Here is a 17,348-nt window from a genome sequence, read left to right as displayed (position 1 = left end):
GGACGTGCGGCGCGGTAGTGAATGTCTCAGTTTGATCGATGCCGGAGATTCGAACGAAATCTGCCGGGCAATAGCAATTTTGCGCCAAGACTGTCGTTATCACGCGAACTGCTTCCCTTCCAAAGTTGCACATTCCTTGGCATGTTCCCAATCCGGTGCCGTTTTTGACATCACGGCCCGGATGCGGAATGGTAAAAGGCAGAAAGCCAACAATGGGAGTTCTCGATGACAATCTACAAGAGTAATGGCGACCGCGTTCCGGATCACATCCATGCGATGGCCCAGGAAGCCAGGGCCGGACGTGTCGATCGCCGCGAGTTTCTCGCTTTGGCCAGCGTCTTCGGCGCGTCCACGGCGATGGCCTATGGCATGCTCGGCCTCGCCGACCCGACGCCGGCGAGAGCGCAGGACGCGCAGGGCAAGAAAGGCGGCATACTGAAGGTCGCTATGTGGATCAAGGATCCGAAGGATCCGCGCAAGGCCGACTGGTCGGAAATCGCCAATGCCGAGCGCCAGGCGCTCGAGCCGCTGGTCAAGTACACGAACGAATACACGTTCCGCCCCTACCTGCTCGAGAGCTGGGACGTCAACGACGACGCCACCGAATACACGCTGCATGTGCGCAAGGGCGTCACCTGGAACAACGGCGATCCGTTCACCGCCGACGATGTCATCTTCAACTTCAAGCGTTGGGCCGACAAGAAGGCCGAAGGCAATTCCATGCCCGGTCGTCTCGGCTCGCTGGTCAAGGACGACAAGCTGGATGAGAGCGCCGTCACCAAGGTCGACGAACACACGGTCAAGCTGACGCTCAGCTCGCCGGATATCGCGCTCATCCCCAACGTGTGCGACTATCCCGGTCTCGTCGTCCACAAGACCTTCGACGAAAAGGGCGGCGATTTCAAAGCCTGCCCGATCGGCACCGGCCCATTTGAACTGGTCTCCTACGATGTCGGCCAGAAGGTCGTCTACAAACGCCGCGAAGACAACAAGTGGTGGGACGGTGAGGTGTTTCTCGACGGCGTCGAGTTCATCGACTATGGCACCGATCCGGCGGCGATGGTCAGCGCTTTCGAAGCCGGCGAAGTCCATACCAATTTCGAGACGTCGGCCGACTATGTGTCGATCCTCGACGGTGTCGACCTGGTCAAGTCCGAGGTGGTCACCGCTTCGACGATCGTCTGCCGCACCAATGTGACCAACAAGCCGTATGACGATCAGAAGGTTCGCAACGCGCTGCAGCTTGCGGTCGACAACGCTGTCGTCCTGCAGCTCGGCTACGGCAATGCCGGCACAGTTGCCGAAAACCACCATGTCTCGCCGATCCATCCGGAATACTTCGAGCTGGCGAAGATTGCCCGCGATCCGGCCAAGGCTAAGGCGCTGATGGCTGAAGCCGGCCAGGCCGACTTCGAGCACGAGCTGATCACGGTCGACGAAGACTGGCACAAGAACACCGGCGATGCGATCGCCGCGCAGATGCGCGACGCCGGCATCAAGGTCAAGCGTACGGTGCTGCCGGGCTCGACCTTCTGGAACGACTGGACCAAATACCCGCTGTCGATGACCAACTGGAACATGCGGCCGCTCGGCGTCCAGGTTCTGGCGATCGGCTATCGCACCGGTGAAGCCTGGAACGAGACAGGCTGGGCGAATGCGGAGTGGGATGCCAAGCTCAACGCTGCGCTCGCCGTTGCCGACCCCGCCAAGCGCAAGGAAATGATGAAGGACATCGAGCAGATCCTGCAGGATGCCGGCATCATCATCCAGCCTTACTGGCGCAAGCTCTACAGCCATTCGGTCGCTTCCGTTAAGAACTACGCCATGCACCCGACCTTCGAGCGCGACTACGGCAAGGTCTGGCTCGACGAGGAGGCCTGATCGGATCGATCGTGGAAGGGGCGGTTCGCCCCTTCCACCCACGCCATGCATGATCCCACAACCGCAGGTCGGCGCAGAAAAAAAGCGCAGACTCTTCGGAAAGGGGCGTGCAATAAGACAGGGTTGATCGCATTCTGAGGGTCCGTTTGACAGCCAGCTCTGCCGATTGCGGCCGAGCTGGCTCCGAGCCGGCCTCAACCCCAACCAGCCGGCAGGGGACCGCCATGCTTTCTTTCATCCTTCGACGCCTCGGCACCATGGCATTGACGATGCTGTGCCTGACGATGGTCGTGTTCTTCCTGATCAATCTCGATCCCAATCTGAAAAAGCTGGCGATCAGCCAGACTGAAATGCACACCTCGGCCGAGCAGCTCGAAAACTGGCTGGTCAATCATGGCTACCGCCAGAATTTCTTCTCCCGCTATGGCCAATGGCTGGGTATCGTACCCAAACAGCCGGTCACAGACCCGGCAACGGGCAAACCCACGCGACGTTTTGCCTTCTGCAACGATCCTGTCGAGCCGACGTTCTCCGGCGTGCTGCAGGGTGACTTCGGCTGCTCGACCAAGTTCAAGACGACGGTCGCGTCGAAGCTTTTCCCGGCGCTCGGTGCTACCGGAATCCTGATGTTCTGGGTGCTTGTGGTGATGGTGCCGATCTCGCTGCTGATCGGCATCCTCGCCGGCATGCGCGAAGGCTCGCGAACCGACCGGACCTTGTCGGTCGCCTCGATCGCCTCGACGGCGACGCCCGAATATGTCTCGGGCGTCATTTTCACCGTCATCTTCGCCTCATGGCTCGGCCTGCTGAACGGTTCGGCGGCTTCCGCCAGCCGGGGCATCACCTTCTACAACTTCACCTTGCCTGTGATGACGCTGGCGATCTATGGCATCGGCTACATCGCCCGCATGACCCGCGCCTCGATGGTCGAGGTGATGACGCAGCAATATATCCGCACCGCCCGGCTGAAGGGCCTCTCCTTCGGCAGCGTCGTGGTCAAGCACGCGCTGCGCAACGCGCTGATCGCGCCATTCACCGTCATCATGCTGCAATTTCCCTGGCTGCTCACCGGCGTCGTCATCGTCGAGGTGATGTTCCGCTACCAGGGGTTTGGCTACACGCTGGTCGAGGCGGCCGGCAACAACGATATCGATCTTTTGCTCGGCTGCTCCCTGGTCTCGGTGTTCATCGTCCTGATCACGCAGCTCATTTCCGATGTCGGCTACGCGTTTCTCAATCCGCGTATCAGAGTTCAATAGGGGATCGAGCGGATGCAGCTTGAATATATCGGCGCCTTCAATGTGGTGCTTGGCGTGCTTGCGCGTTTCTGGCCGGTCTGGATCGCTCTCGTCGTGGTGATGGGGGCGAGCTTCGCCTACAAGAAGAGGCTTGGCCTCTACGGTCAGCTCTTCGACAGCAGCGTCGGCATCGTCGGCGTCGGCATCTGCCTGTTCTGGCTGTTCACGGCGATCTTCGCGTCGACCGTCTCGCCGTTCAATCCGCTTGTCCAGATCCCGATCATGAAGGACGCGCTGCCGGGCGCGGTCGAGCCGCAATCGGGACTTGTCTACCTGTTCGGCGGCGACAAGCTTGCCCGCGACGTGTTCAGCCGCATGGTCTACGGCAGTCAGATCGTGCTGATCATCGCGCCGGCGGCGACCGGGTTTGCGCTGATGGTCGGCATCACGCTCGGTCTGCCGGCCGGCTATTATGGCGGCAGGATCGATACGGTGCTGTCATTCCTCGCCAATCTGGTGCTCGCCTTCCCGGTGATCCTGCTGTTCTACCTCCTGGTGACGCCGGGCATCATGGAGACACCTATCCCCTATGCGATGGCCGGCCTGTTCTTCATGTTTCCGATCATCTTCTTCAGCGTGCTGTTCTGGACGCGCTACAAGAAACGGCCCGACCGCCTTTACATCCTCTTGGGGCTGACGCTGATCATTGGCGGCTGGGTCTATGCCGGCCTGGTCTTCGATGCCGATCCGTTCAGGATCATCCATATCGATCCCAACCAGCTCAACATCTTCGTGGCGGTGGTGTTCGCCTCCAGCCCCGGCGTGTTCCGCATCGTGCGCGGCCTGGTCATGGACATCAAAACGCGCGACTATGTGGCAGCGGCGCAGACGCGCGGTGAATCGCCCTGGTACATCATGCTGTGGGAGATACTTCCCAATGCGCGCGGGCCGCTGATCGTCGATGCTTGCCTGCGTATCGGCTACACCACGATCCTGCTCGGCACGCTCGGCTATTTCGGCCTGGGGCTGGCGCCCGAGAGCCCGGACTGGGGCACCGCGATCAAGGATGCCAGCCGGCTGCTGCGCTCCTTCATCCATCCGGCGCTGCCGCCGACGATCGCGCTGATGTCGTTCGTGCTGGGCCTTAATCTGCTGGCCGACTCGCTGCGTGAGCAATCGATGAAAGATTGATGTACGGGTTCTCGACCCGATATGCTGAAAGAACCAGGATTGGAGCGACCCATGAATGAGGCAGTTCGAAATCCCGCCAAGCCGACCAATGGGCCGATCATCGAGATCGAGAACCTGTCGATCTCCTTCTTCACCCGCAAGGGCGAGATACCGGCCGTCATGGATTTTTCCTGCACGGTCATGCCTGGCGAAGCGATGGGCATCGTCGGCGAATCCGGCTGCGGCAAGTCGACCGTGTCGCTCGGCATCATGCGCGACCTCTCCAACATCGGAAAGATCGTCGGCGGCCGGATAAAGTTCCAGGGCAAGGACATGGGCGAGCTGTCCGACGAGGAACTGCGCGCCATCCGCGGCAACAAGATCGCGATGATCTACCAGGAGCCGATGGCCAGCCTGAACCCGGCGATGAAGGTCGGCCAGCAACTGATGGAAGTGCCGCTGATCCACGACAAGGTGTCGAAGGAAGAGGCTTATCAACGCGCGCTGGAAATGGTGCGCTCGGTCAGGCTGCCCGATCCGGAGCGGATGATGCGCTCGTTTCCGCACCAGCTTTCCGGTGGCCAGCAACAGCGCATCGTCATCGCCATGGCGCTGCTGTCGAAGCCGGCGCTGCTGCTGCTCGACGAGCCGACGACGGCGCTCGACGTGACGGTCGAAGCCGGCATCGTCGACCTGGTCAAGGGACTTGGCGAGAAGTTCGGCACCTCGATGATCTTCGTGTCGCACAATCTCGGCCTGATCCTGGAAACCTGCGACCGCATCACGGTGATGTATTCGGGCGAAGCGGTGGAGACCGGCAAGATCAAGGACGTCTTCGACCGGATGCGCCATCCCTACACGCAAGGCCTGTTCCGCTCGATCCCGCTGCCTGGCGCCGACAAGAATTCGCGGCCTCTGATCTCAATCCCGGGGCAATTGCCGCTGCCGCACGAGCGGCCGAAGGGCTGCAATTTCGGCCCCCGCTGCCACCATTTCGTCGAGGGCGTCTGCAACGCCGCAGAAATCCCGATGATCGCGGTCGACGGCCATGAAGGCCATTTTTCGCGCTGCGTGCGCTTCAACGAGATCGACTGGGAAGCGCTGCCGCCCGGCGCCAAGAAGGTCAACGAGCGCGTCGAGCCCGGCGCGCCGGTGCTCAAGATCGAGGATCTCAAAAAGTACTACAAGGTCGGCGGCAGCGAGGTGTTCGGCTCGAGCGAGGGCCGCGTCGTCAAGGCCAATGAGACGATCTCCTTCATGGCGCGCGAATCCGAGACCGTCGCCATTGTCGGCGAGTCCGGCTGCGGAAAGTCGACGCTGGCCAAGGTGCTGCTCGGACTGGAGACGGCAAGCTCCGGCAGCGTGACGCTCGGCAACCAGCAGATCCAGTCGATCGGGGTCGAGAACCGCAGCGTCGAGACGGTGTCGTCGATCCAGATGGTGTTCCAGAATCCGTTCGACACGCTCAATCCCAGCCATACGGTCGGCTCGCAGATCATCCGCACGCTGGAAAAATTCAATGTCGGCAACACCGTTGCCGATCGCCGCAAGCGCATGCTGGAACTGCTCGACCTGGTGAAGCTGCCGCGGGCGTTCGAGACCCGCAAGCCGCGCCAGCTTTCCGGCGGCCAGAAGCAGCGCATCGGCGTGGCGCGGGCTTTTGCCGGCGATGCCAAGGTGGTGGTGGCCGACGAGCCAGTCTCGGCGCTCGACGTGTCGGTGCAGGCGGCGGTGACCGAACTGTTGATGGACATCCAGCGCAAGAACAAGACGACGATGCTGTTCATCAGCCACGACCTGTCGGTGGTGCGCTACATCGCCGACCGCGTCGTCGTCATGTATCTCGGCTATATCGTCGAGCAGGGCACGACCGACCAGATCTTTTCGCCGCCCTATCATCCCTATACCGAGGCGCTGCTGTCGGCGATCCCGATCGCCGATACCAGCGTTATCAAGAAGCACATCGTGCTGGAGGGCGACATCCCGTCGGCGATGAACCCGCCAACCGGCTGCCCGTTCCAGACCCGCTGCGGCTACAAGAAGCTGGTGCCGGACAATCTTTGCGAGACGCAGGTGCCGCCGGTCAAGCATCTCGGCGACGGTCATATGAGCCTGTGCTGGCTTGCCGACGACGTGCTGGCGAAAATGGAGCCGGTGATCAAGTTCGACAAGGAGCATGCCGCCAATGAAGGCGTGCCCGACGACGCGCCGCAAGGCATCGGTCCGGGCTTTGCCGGCGCTCCGCCGCAGCGTCCGCATGGCAAGAGGCCGAAGCTGACGGACGATTAGATCCGTGGCGCCATCAACGCGCGCATTGGCGTAGCTGCGCGGCGTAGTCCCGAGCCATCTGCTCCGTGGCCCGCGCATAGCGCTGCACGCCGGCATCGCCGCGGTTGCCGCGGCCATAGGCCGTCCAGCCGAGATAATAGGCCAGATAGAGATTGTAGGTGTCGTTGCGGGCGACGCCGAGCGTGTCTGATGTCTTGGAATGATACCAGCCGACGAAATCGACGGCATCGGCGAAGCTGGTGCGGCGCGCCGCCCAGCTGCCGGTCTCGCTCTGATATTGCGCCCAGGTGCCGTCAAGCGCCTGCGAGAAGCCGGTGGCGCTGGAGGCACGTTTCCAGGGAATGAAGCCGAGCAGTTTCTTGCGCGGCGGCCTGGCGTTGCTCTTGAAGCCGGATTCCTTGCGCACCGTCGCCATCAGCACGGGAACCGGCACGCCGTGCTTCCGTTCGGCGCGTTCGGCCGCCGCCTGCCAGTTGTCGAACCAGCCGTCATTCTGGTCGAAGACGGCGCAGACATTGTTGATATGGCTCGGCGGCGTCGCGCAGGCCGACAGCGCCAGCAGCACGGTAACGGCTACAATTTTGCTAAAACTCGACCTACCCATTGGAAGAGGATTAGGCTGGAATCATAAAGGGAATCTTGCAGCGTTCCTTAACGGCTGATCGGCCGCTTTGGCCGGGACACAGCGAGGATAGATATTCCGACGTTTTCCGTCGCTTTTGTCGGCACGAAATCCCAAAATGCCGCCTTGGCTAAAATCGCGCCCGCAGGTGGCGGATTTCTGACAGCCCGATCGTCGTGCCGGCGCTTTGATGCGCCGCATGACCGAACCGAGACGCAAGCGCGGCGCCGAGCGAACCAGCAACAGGGGACCGGCCGCCATCCCGCAACTGCCGTTGCGCCGCGTGACAAATCCCTATCCGCCGATGGCGATGCTCTCGGCCGATCAGATCGAGGCGATCCACCAGGCGTCGATGCACATTCTGGAGAATTTCGGCATCGAGGTGATGAGCCCGCGGGCGCTTTCGCTATTCGAGAAGGCCGGCGCCAAGGTCAATCATGCGTCGATGACTGTCCGCATCGACCGCGGCATGGTCGACGAGGCACTGAAGACGACGCGGTCCAGCTATACGCTGACGCCGCGCAACCCGGCCCACACAGTCCATCTCGGCGGCAACACGATCAATTTTACGCTCGTCGCCGGACCGCCGAACGTGCATGACATGGAACGCGGCCGGCGCGCCGGCAATTTGCGCGACTATTGCGACCTCACCCGGCTGGCGCAGCATTTCAACTGCATCCACATGCTCGGCAATCAGGTCTGCGCACCGGTGGAACTGCCGGCCAATTCACGCCACCTCGACACCTATTTCGCCAATCTGACGCTGACCGACAAGAGTTTTCACGTCTCGGCGATCGGCCGCGGCAGGGCGCTGGACGGCGTCGAAATGATGGCGATTTCGCGGGGCTTGAGCCTCGACCAAATGCGCGACGATCCCGGCGTCACCACCATCATCTCGGTCAACTCGCCGCGCCGCTTCGACGAAATGATGGCCGAAGGCCTGATGACCATGGCCGAGTTCGGCCAGTCGGTTGCGGTGACGCCGTTCACGCTGATGGGGGCGATGAGCCCGGTGACGCTTGCCGGCGCGCTGGCGCAACAGAACGCCGAGGCGCTGTTCGGCGTGGTCTTGACGCAGCTTGTCCGCCCTGGCGCCCCGGTCATGTATGGCGCCTTCACCTCCAATGTCGACATGAAGTCCGGTGCGCCGGCCTTTGGCACGCCGGAGAACACCAAGGCCAACATCGCCTCCGGGCAATTGGCGCGGCGCTATGGACTGCCCTACCGGACGACGCCGGGCTCGGCCTCCAACGCGGCCGACGCGCAAGGCGCCTATGAGACGCTGATGGCGCTGTGGGGTGCGGTGCTCGGCCACGGCAATCTCGTCTACCACGCAGCCGGCTGGCAGGAGGGCGGGCTGACCGCGTCGTTCGAAAAGTTCATCATCGATGTCGAGATGATCCAGCACATGATGGAGTTTTTGCGCCCGATCGAAGTCAACGAGGCGGAACTCGCCGTCGAGGCGCTGGGTGCGGTGCCGACCGGCGGCCATTTCTTCGGCGAGCCGCACACGCTGGAGCGCTATGCAACCGCCTTCTACCAGCCGATGCTCTCCAATTGGCAGAACTACGAGGCCTGGCAGGAGGCCGGCGGGCTAGACACCACGGCGCGGGCGACGCGGCTGTGGAAGAAGGCGCTGGAAGATCATGTCGAGCCGACGATGGATATTGCGGTGCGCGAAGCGCTGGAGGCGTATGTGGCCAGGCGCAAGGAAGCGATCGGGCAGGGCGAGCCGTGATGGTCGAAGGCTTGCGCTCGTGTACCCCCCTCTGTCCTGCCGGACATCTCCCCCTCAAGGGGGGAGATTGGCTGTCACGTTCTCCTTCGCCAATCACCACCGTTGAAAAGAGCGCGGCGGCGTTGAAACTGCCAATCTCCCCCCTTGGGGGGACCTTGAGGAGGAGATGGCCGGTAGGCCAGAGGGGGGTGACTTGGCTCCTCCCTCATCTCACCCCTCCAACTCCCTGAAATAATGAGAAAAACCCATGAAATCGCATGCTAAGGTCGTGGTCATTGGCGGAGGCGTCGTCGGCTGTTCCGTGCTGTTCCATCTCGCCCGTCACGGCTGGACCGACATTGTGCTTCTGGAGCGCGACGAGCTGACTTCCGGCTCGACCTGGCACGCGGCCGGCGGCATGCACACGATCAATGGCGATCCCAACGTCGCCAAGCTGCAGAAATACACGATCTCGCTCTACAAGGAGATCGAGGAGCTGTCCGGCCAGGCGACCGGCGTGCATCTGACCGGTGGCGTGCTTTTGGCGGCGACCGAGGCGCGGCTCGACTGGCTGCGCGGCGTTGTCGCCAAGGGCCGCTATCTCGGCATCGACCTCGAGGAGATCTCGCCTGATGAGGCGGCCGAGTTGATGCCGCTGCTCGACCCGAAACAGTTCGTCGGCGCGGTGCGCAACAAGGAGGACGGTCATCTCGACCCGTCCGGCGTCACCCACGCCTATGCCAAGGCGGCCAGAAAACTTGGCGCCGAGGTCGAGCGCTTCACCAAGGTCGAGGATATCGTGCGCCGCGCCGACGGGTTGTGGCGGATCATCACCAACAAGGGCAAGGTGGTGGCCGAGCATGTCGTCAACGCCGGCGGCCTGTGGGCGCGCGAGGTCGGCCGCATGGTGGGCCTCGAACTGCCGGTGCTGGCCATGGAGCACATGTACCTGATCACCGAGGACATGCCGGAGGTCGCCGCCTGGAACCAGAAGACCGGCACGGAGATCATCCACGCGGTCGATTTCGACGGCGAGCTCTATCTGCGCCAGGAGCGCGGCGGCATGCTGATGGGCACCTATGAGAAGGCCAACAAGCCATGGTCCGAGCTCCAGACACCGTGGAATTTCGGCCACGAGCTTCTCGAGCCCGACATCGACCGCATCGCGCCGTCATTGGAAGTCGGGTTTCGGCATTTCCCGGCCTTCCAGAACACCGGAATCAAGCAGATCATCAACGGCCCCTTCACCTTCGCGCCCGACGGCAACCCGTTGGTCGGGCCGGTGCGCGGCCTGCCTGGCTTCTGGGTCGCCTGCGGCGTCATGGCCGGCTTTTCGCAGGGCGGCGGTGTTGGCCTGGCGCTGTCGAACTGGATGATCGAGGGCGATCCCGGCGCCGACATCTGGGCGATGGACGTCTCTCGCTACGGCGACTGGGCAACGATGGCCTACACCAACGCCAAGGTGCGCGAGAATTATTCGCGGCGTTTTTCCATCCGCTTCCCCAATGAGGAACTGCCTGCCGGGCGGCCGCTCAAGACCACGCCAGTCTACGACCTTTTGTCGGCGAAGGGCGCGCAGTGGGGCGTGGCCTATGGGCTGGAAGTGTCGTTGTGGTATGCGCCCGAAGGCGTCAGGGACGAGTTCTCGTGGCGGCGCTCGAGCGATTTCGAGCATGTCGCAAAAGAGGTGAGGACGGTGCGGACAAGTGTCGGCCTGTCGGAAATCTCGTCCTTCGCCAAATACAGGGTGACGGGCGCGGGCGCGGCGGCCTGGCTCGACCGCCTGCTTGCCTGCAAGCTGCCAAAGCCCGGCCGCATGACGCTGGCGCCGATGCTGAAGCAAGACGGCAGGCTGATCGGCGACTTTTCGCTGGCCAATCTCGGCAGCGGCAATTCCAGCGGGGAGGGCTGGTTCCTCGCCGGTTCCGGCATTGCCGAGCAGTATCATATGCGCTGGTTCGAGGCGCATCTGCCGCAAGATGGCTCGGTCCATATCGAGGCGCTGGGGGCGAAACTGACGGGCCTGTCGATTGCCGGTCCGAGGGCGCGGGACGTGCTGGCAAAAGCCACGCGGGCGGATGTGTCGAATGCGGCGTTTCCGTTCATGGCGACGGCCAGGATGGATATCGGCATGGCGCCGTGCCTGGTCGGCCGCGTCAGCTACACCGGCGATCTCGGCTACGAGATCTGGGTGGCGCCGGAATATCAGCGTGCCGCGTACCAGACCCTGATGGCGGCCGGCGAACACTTCGGCATCGGCCTGTTCGGCGCGCGTGCGCTCAACGCGCTGCGGCTGGAGAAGAATTACGGCTCGTGGGCGCGCGAATACCGGCCGATCTACGGTCCGCTGGAGGCCGGGCTCGACCGTTTCGTCGCCTACGGGAAAGAAACCGATTTCATCGGCAAGCAGGCGGCACTGGCCGAGCGCCAGCAAGGCGGCAAGCTGCGGCTGCGCGCCTTTGTCGTCGATGCTGCAGACGCCGACGTCATCGGCGACGAGCCGATCTGGTTCGACGGCGCCGTGCGCGGCTGGGTCACGTCAGGCGGCTACGCACATCATTCGAAGACGTCCGTGGCGATGGGCTATGTGCCGAAGGAGATCGCCGACGAGGCCGATGGTTTCGAGATCGAGCTCCTGGGCAAGCGCTACACCGCCCGGGTGCAGCCGACGCCGCTGTTCGACGCGAATCTCGTGCGGATGCGCGGGTGAGGGCGCTGCTAGGTGGAGGCTATCCAAAATGCGCGGGGTCGGCGGGACAGCGCCCCCCTCTGTCCTGCCGGACATCTCCCCCACAAGGGGGGAGATCGGCCGTCATCACTGAATTCGCCAATCACAAAGGTCGCAAGAAGAGTGCCGTCGCCGGAGCTGCCAATCTCCCCCCAAGTGGGGGAGATGTCCGGCAGGACAGAGGGGGGCGCGAAGGATCGCCCACTTCGACAAGCATGACGCCGGCCCAGCTACCGCACCGGCGCCGTTAGCGCGAAATGAGCACCCTGTGGATCCGTGCACATCACGATCCAGCCGCCGCCGGGAACCTCCATCGGTCCCATCAGGATCGTGCCGCCATTATCGGTGACACGCTTGGCCGCCGCGTCGATTGCGGGGACATTGAAATAGAACTGCCAGACCGGCACCGGAACCTGCTCGGGCTTGTTCATCATGCCGCCGACAGGTTCGCCGCCGGCGGCAAACAGCTGGTAGGTGCCCATCGGCCCCATATCCATGGCGTCGCCCTTGGTCCAGCCGAATTGCCCGGCATAGAAATCGAACGCGGCGCGCCAGTCGGTCGTGTAGAGTTCATGCCAGCCGATATTGCCGGGAGTGGTAGCCGGCAACGGCGGCTGGTCAGGGCCAATCGGCTGCAGGAAATTGAAGACCGCGCCTTGCGGATCGGCGACGACGGCAAAGCGGCCGACGCCCGGAATGTCATCGGGTTCGCGGTGAACCGTACCGCCGGCCTCCTTCAGCGATTTCGTCGAAGCATCGACATCCCCGGTATGGATGTAACCGACCCAGGCCGGCGGCATGCCCGTCTTGCGCACTTCGTCCGGCTGCGTCATCAGCCCGCCGACGCCGCGCTCGCCGACATTCATGACGATATAGCGCGGCATGCCGGGCGCGCCGTCGAAGGGCTGCGCCTTCCAGCCGACCACGTCGGTGTAGAACGCTTCGGCAGCGTCGAGATCGGTGGTCATCAGCTCGTACCAGAAGAAGGACGTCGGGGAGTTTGGCATTGTCGTGCTCCTTGGGTTTCCAGTCAGCGATCATGCGTGATCCATCTAGGACGATCTTCGCGACGGAATTCCGACAGCCAAGGCCAATATAGAAAACATGAGTATTGATATCATGTTTTTGTTGTGGCTTTTCAGCGGCTTGCCTCGAAAATTGACCAATTGATAAAAAAACAAAACGTGCTAGCCTTCCGCAAAACAACAAGGAATGGGGAAGCGGAATGGCGACTGGTCATTTCAAGCAGGGCATTGCCGGCGGCCGGCTTTCGCCTGAGCAATACGCCGATAATTTTTCCGACCTGCATCCGCCGCTCGATCATCACGAGGCGCTGGTCGAGTCCGATCGCTGCTATTTCTGCTACGATGCGCCGTGCATGAACGCGTGCCCGACCTCGATCGACATCCCGCTGTTCATCCGCCAGATCTCGACCGGCAATCCGATCGGCTCGGCCAGGACGATTTTCGACCAGAACATTTTGGGCGGCATGTGCGCCCGCGTCTGCCCGACCGAGACGCTGTGCGAAGAGGTCTGCGTGCGCGAAGTGGCGGAAGGCAAGCCGGTGCAGATCGGCCGCCTGCAGCGTTATGCCACCGATGTCGCAATGGCTGAGAACAAGCAGTTCTATGCGCGCGCCGCTCCGACCGGCAAGACGGTCGCCGTGGTCGGCGCCGGACCGGCCGGGCTTGCCGCCGCCCATCGGCTCGCCCGCCACGGTCACGACGTGACCATCCTGGAGGCCCGCCCGAAAGCCGGCGGTCTCAATGAATACGGCATCGCCGCTTACAAGAGCATCGACAATTTTGCCCAGGCTGAGGTCGACTATGTCATTTCGATCGGCGGCATCAACATCCAGAACGGCAAGGCGCTTGGCCGCGATTACCAGCTGTCGGACCTGACCAGGAATTACGATGCAGTGTTCCTCGGCATGGGACTTGGCGGCGTCAACGCGTTGTGCGCCGACGGCGAGGACGCGCAAGGCGTCACCAATGCGGTGGAGTTCATTGCCGAGCTTCGCCAGGCCAGCGATCTTGCCAGCCTGCCGGTCGGCCGGCGTGTCGTCGTCATCGGTGGCGGCATGACGGCGATCGACGCGGCGGTGCAATCAAAGCTGCTCGGCGCCGAAGAGGTGACGATCTGCTACCGGCGCGGCCAGGAGCACATGAACGCCTCGGAATTCGAGCAGGACCTGGCCGCCGCCAACGGCGTCATCATCCGCCACTGGCTGCAGCCGAAGCGGGTCATTGCCGAAGGCGGCAAGGTCTCAGGCATCGAGCTCGAATATACGGCGATGGATGGCGAGAAACTCGTCGGCACCGGCGAGCGAATGACGCTCACCGCCGACCAGGTGTTCAAGGCGATCGGCCAGAGCTTTGTCCCGGCTGCGCTCAACGGCAGCGGCGCCTTGCTGGCGCTGGAAGCCGGCCGCATCAAGGTCGACGCCGAAGGCCGCACCTCGCTGCCAAACGTCTGGGCCGGCGGCGACTGCATCTATGGCGGCGACGACCTCACCGTCTCGGCAGTCGCGCAGGGGCGCGACGCGGCCGAATCGATCCACCGGGCACTGACCTCGAACGGGAGGGCATGAGCATGGCAGATATCAGAAACAATTTCGTCGGCATCAAATCACCAAATCCGTTCTGGCTGGCCTCGGCGCCGCCGACCGACAAGGCCTACAATGTCATCCGCGCCTTTAGGGCGGGCTGGGGCGGCGTTGTCTGGAAGACGCTCGGCGAAGAGGGGCCGCCGGTGGTCAATGTCAACGGCCCGCGCTATGGCGCGATCTGGGGCGCCGATCGCCGCCTGCTCGGCTTGAACAACATCGAGCTGATCACCGACCGCGACTTGCAGACCAATCTGCGCGAGATCAAGCAGGTCAAGATGGACTGGCCCGAGCGCGCCATCGTCGTCTCGCTGATGGTGCCTTGCGAGGAGCATGCGTGGAAGGCGATCCTGCCGGTGGTCGAGGAGACCGGGGCCGACGGCATCGAGCTCAATTTCGGCTGCCCGCACGGCATGTCGGAACGCGGCATGGGCGCCGCCGTCGGCCAGGTGCCGGAATACATCGAAATGGTGGTGCGCTGGTGCAAGGCCAACACCCGCATGCCTGTCATCACCAAGCTGACGCCGAACATCACCGATATACGCAAGCCGGCGCGTGCCGCCCTTGCCGGCGGCACCGACGCGGTGTCGCTGATCAACACCATCAATTCGATCACCGGCGTCAATCTCGACAGTTTCGCACCGGAGCCGACCATCGACGGCAAGGGTTCGCATGGCGGCTATTGCGGCCCGGCGGTGAAGCCGATCGCCATGAACATGGTCGCCGAGATCGCCCGCGATCCGGAAACGCACGGCTTGCCGATCTCCGGTATCGGCGGCATCACCACCTGGCGCGACGCTGCCGAATTCATGGCGCTCGGTGCCGGCAATGTGCAGGTGTGCACGGCGGCGATGACCTATGGCTTCAAGATCGTGCAGGAGATGATCGCCGGCCTGGAAAACTGGATGGACGAGAAGGGCCATGCCTCGCTCGACGACATCGTCGGCCGCGCCACGCCCAACGTCACCGACTGGCAATATCTCAACCTCAATTACGTCGCCAAGGCGCATATCGACCAGGAGGCGTGCATCAAATGCGGCCGCTGCCACATCGCCTGCGAGGACACTTCGCACCAGGCGATCACCAGCATGGTTGACGGCAAGCGGCATTTCGAGGTGATCGAGGCCGAATGCGTCGGCTGCAACCTCTGCGTCAATGTCTGCCCTGTCGAGAACTGCATCACCATGGAGCCGCTGGCGGCCGGCGTCATCGACCAGCGCACCGGCAGACCGGTGTCGCCGGTCTACGCCAACTGGACGACGCATCCAAACAACCCGATGGCCAAGGTGGCCGCGGAGTAAGTTTGGTCGAAGCGCCAGATCGGTTTCGTCCGGTTGAATTGTCGAGGTTGGCGCTGCCCCTCATCCGCCTGCCGGCACCTTCTCCCCGTATCGTGACGGGGAGAAGGGGGATTGCCGCAACCTCGCCGCCCTTTTTGCACCGCCGACAATTGGCGAAATCATCGGTGATAGCGTCTTTCTCCCCGTCACTATACGGGGAGAAATGCCCGGCAGGGCAATGAGGGGCAGCGCAACCTTTGAAAAGGAACCGTAGGCCCGGATATTCCTATTGCGGATAAAAAATTATCCACGATAAGATATATCCATGAATTGGAATTCAGAAAAATGAAGCTGGGCGAGGGCGTTGAAGCGGCCATCCACTGCGCCGCCATGCTTGCCGGCGTGGAAGGCGCGTCGACCATGCCGGGTGCTGCCATGGCGGAAGCGTTCGGCCTGTCGCCAAGCTATCTGCTCAAGCATCTCAACGCGCTCACGGCGTCGGGCATCCTGGAATCGGTGCCCGGGCCATCGGGCGGTTTCCGGCTGGCGCGGCCGGCGGAGCGCATAACGCTGCTCGACATCGTGCTCGCCGTCGAAGGACGCGAACCGGCCTTCCGTTGCGGCGAAATCCGTCAGCGCGGGCCGGCCAGGCTCGATGCCTCGGCCTATGTCAAACCCTGCGGCATCAGCGTCGCGATGCTGAAGGCCGAGCGCGCCTATCGCGCCGCTCTTGCTGAGTCCCGGCTGTCCGACATCGTTGCGGAATACGTGAGCGATGCCGATCCCCGTTCAGTCGCCGCCAACTGCGCCTTTGTCGAGCGTCATCAACGACCGCAGAAATCCAGTTCAACCAAGCAAGCGTGAAGGGAAAGAGAATGAAGCAGAGGCTGCAATTCTTCGGCGCGGCGCCGGAAATCATGAAAGCGGTATCGGCGCTCAACAAGGCGGTCGACGAGTGCGGGCTCGAGGAAGGCCTGCTGCATCTGATCAAGCTGCGGGCGTCGCAGATCAATGGCTGTTCGTACTGCGTCGAGATGCACAGCCGCGAGGCGCGCCGAGATGGCGAGACCGAGCAGCGGCTCTATCTCGTCTCCGCCTGGAAGGAATCGCCGCTGTTTTCCGAGCGCGAACGTGCTGCCTTCGCCTGGACCGACGTGGTGACGAAGATCGCCGACAGCGGCGTGCCGGACGATCTCTATGCTCGCACGCTTGAACACTTCTCGGAAGAGGAATTGGTCAAGCTGTCCGTCGCGATCGGCATGATCAACACCTGGAACCGGCTCTGCGTTCCCTTCCACGCCATTCATCCGGTAGCGGCGGCCAAGGCCGCCTGAGCAGACGAAACTGGATGCGCGGCCTTAACGCCCCGCGCGTCTCTTTTTGCTTTGGGATCAAGACCATGTTGTCGAATTTTGAGAATGAGATTCTGGTTGCCGCACGCCTGCTGCTTGGCGGCGCCTTTGTCTTTGCCGGCCTGCGCAACATCCAGAATGCAGGCTTCCTGACCCAGCTGATGACGACGCGAGGCGTGCCGCAGGCGCGGCTGATGCTGTGGTTGGGGATCGTCCTGCAAATCGTTTCCGGAGCGCTGGTGATATCAGGTGTCTGGACCGCTGCCGCGGCTCTGTGCCTGGTGCTGTTCCTGATGGTGGCCACGCCGATGTTCCACAATTTCTGGGATCATCAGGGCCCCAAGCGCGCGTCGCGCATCAACGGCTTTGTCGGCAACGTGGCGCTTACTGGAGGTTTCCTGGCGCTGGCGGCGCAGCCGCTTTGAAGGTTCGGTGGCCGCCTCGCGGAGGCAGCCGCCGCAGCCTC

Annotated in this window: 13 protein-coding genes; 11 read left to right on the top strand and 2 right to left on the bottom strand. The window is 62.9% G+C overall.

Features of this window, described 5'->3' with window-relative positions; all coding sequences use genetic code 11:
* The first annotated feature begins 225 nt into the window (after positions 1–225).
* The 4 genes from AC0L3O_RS17670 (at position 226) to AC0L3O_RS17655 (ending at position 6,578) form a co-directional block, all read left to right on the top strand.
* Positions 226–1,881 carry an ABC transporter substrate-binding protein gene (locus AC0L3O_RS17670; protein ID WP_287173564.1) on the top strand — a complete coding sequence of 552 codons (1,656 nt, stop codon included), beginning with the start codon at positions 226–228 and terminating at the stop codon, positions 1,879–1,881.
* A gap of 224 nt (positions 1,882–2,105) precedes the next feature.
* A complete protein-coding gene (locus AC0L3O_RS17665; protein WP_128174268.1) occupies positions 2,106–3,140 on the top strand; it encodes an ABC transporter permease in 1,035 nt (344 codons plus the stop codon).
* A 12-nt stretch (positions 3,141–3,152) separates the two neighbouring features.
* Positions 3,153–4,310 (top strand): ABC transporter permease, encoded by a 1,158-nt coding sequence (locus tag AC0L3O_RS17660; RefSeq protein ID WP_128174266.1) that lies wholly within the window; start codon positions 3,153–3,155, stop codon positions 4,308–4,310.
* A 51-nt stretch (positions 4,311–4,361) separates the two neighbouring features.
* Positions 4,362–6,578 (top strand): dipeptide ABC transporter ATP-binding protein, encoded by a 2,217-nt coding sequence (locus AC0L3O_RS17655; protein WP_473536061.1) that lies wholly within the window; start codon positions 4,362–4,364, stop codon positions 6,576–6,578.
* Between the two features lie 13 nt (positions 6,579–6,591).
* On the opposite strand, the gene AC0L3O_RS17650 is transcribed toward AC0L3O_RS17655, so the two are convergent.
* Positions 6,592–7,182, bottom strand: coding sequence for a transglycosylase SLT domain-containing protein (locus tag AC0L3O_RS17650; protein ID WP_128174262.1), 591 nt, complete (start codon positions 7,180–7,182; stop codon positions 6,592–6,594).
* Positions 7,183–7,399: 217 nt separating this feature from the next.
* Here AC0L3O_RS17650 and AC0L3O_RS17645 point away from each other — a divergent pair, with 217 nt between their 5' ends.
* Together AC0L3O_RS17645 and AC0L3O_RS17640 are read left to right on the top strand one after the other, a co-directional pair.
* Positions 7,400–8,938 carry a trimethylamine methyltransferase family protein gene (locus AC0L3O_RS17645; protein WP_287173562.1) on the top strand — a complete coding sequence of 513 codons (1,539 nt, stop codon included), beginning with the start codon at positions 7,400–7,402 and terminating at the stop codon, positions 8,936–8,938.
* A 247-nt stretch (positions 8,939–9,185) separates the two neighbouring features.
* A complete protein-coding gene (locus tag AC0L3O_RS17640; RefSeq protein ID WP_473616174.1) occupies positions 9,186–11,627 on the top strand; it encodes a GcvT family protein in 2,442 nt (813 codons plus the stop codon).
* Between the two features lie 248 nt (positions 11,628–11,875).
* On the opposite strand, the gene AC0L3O_RS17635 is transcribed toward AC0L3O_RS17640, so the two are convergent.
* The gene (locus AC0L3O_RS17635) at positions 11,876–12,652 is read right to left on the bottom strand and encodes a VOC family protein (RefSeq protein ID WP_419693812.1); all 777 of its coding nucleotides are present in this window, start codon (positions 12,650–12,652) and stop codon (positions 11,876–11,878) included.
* Between the two features lie 218 nt (positions 12,653–12,870).
* Here AC0L3O_RS17635 and AC0L3O_RS17630 point away from each other — a divergent pair, with 218 nt between their 5' ends.
* The 5 genes from AC0L3O_RS17630 (at position 12,871) to AC0L3O_RS17610 (ending at position 17,307) form a co-directional block, all read left to right on the top strand.
* Positions 12,871–14,235, top strand: a complete 1,365-nt coding sequence (locus AC0L3O_RS17630; RefSeq protein ID WP_473536063.1) for an NAD(P)-dependent oxidoreductase — start codon at positions 12,871–12,873, stop codon at positions 14,233–14,235.
* Between the two features lie 2 nt (positions 14,236–14,237).
* Complete coding sequence (preA, locus tag AC0L3O_RS17625) at positions 14,238–15,551, top strand: NAD-dependent dihydropyrimidine dehydrogenase subunit PreA (protein WP_128167225.1); 1,314 nt, start codon at positions 14,238–14,240, stop codon at positions 15,549–15,551.
* 324 nt (positions 15,552–15,875) lie between these two features.
* The gene (locus AC0L3O_RS17620) at positions 15,876–16,394 is read left to right on the top strand and encodes an RrF2 family transcriptional regulator (protein WP_287249484.1); all 519 of its coding nucleotides are present in this window, start codon (positions 15,876–15,878) and stop codon (positions 16,392–16,394) included.
* An 11-nt stretch (positions 16,395–16,405) separates the two neighbouring features.
* Positions 16,406–16,864 (top strand): carboxymuconolactone decarboxylase family protein, encoded by a 459-nt coding sequence (locus tag AC0L3O_RS17615; RefSeq protein ID WP_091600277.1) that lies wholly within the window; start codon positions 16,406–16,408, stop codon positions 16,862–16,864.
* A gap of 65 nt (positions 16,865–16,929) precedes the next feature.
* Positions 16,930–17,307, top strand: coding sequence for a DoxX family protein (locus tag AC0L3O_RS17610; RefSeq protein ID WP_473536064.1), 378 nt, complete (start codon positions 16,930–16,932; stop codon positions 17,305–17,307).
* Positions 17,308–17,348 lie beyond the last annotated feature (41 nt).

It is taken from the genome of Mesorhizobium sp. WSM4810 (assembly GCF_055811235.1).
Note: the sequence above shows the minus strand (reverse complement) of the source record. Positions and strands in the feature narration are given on the sequence as shown.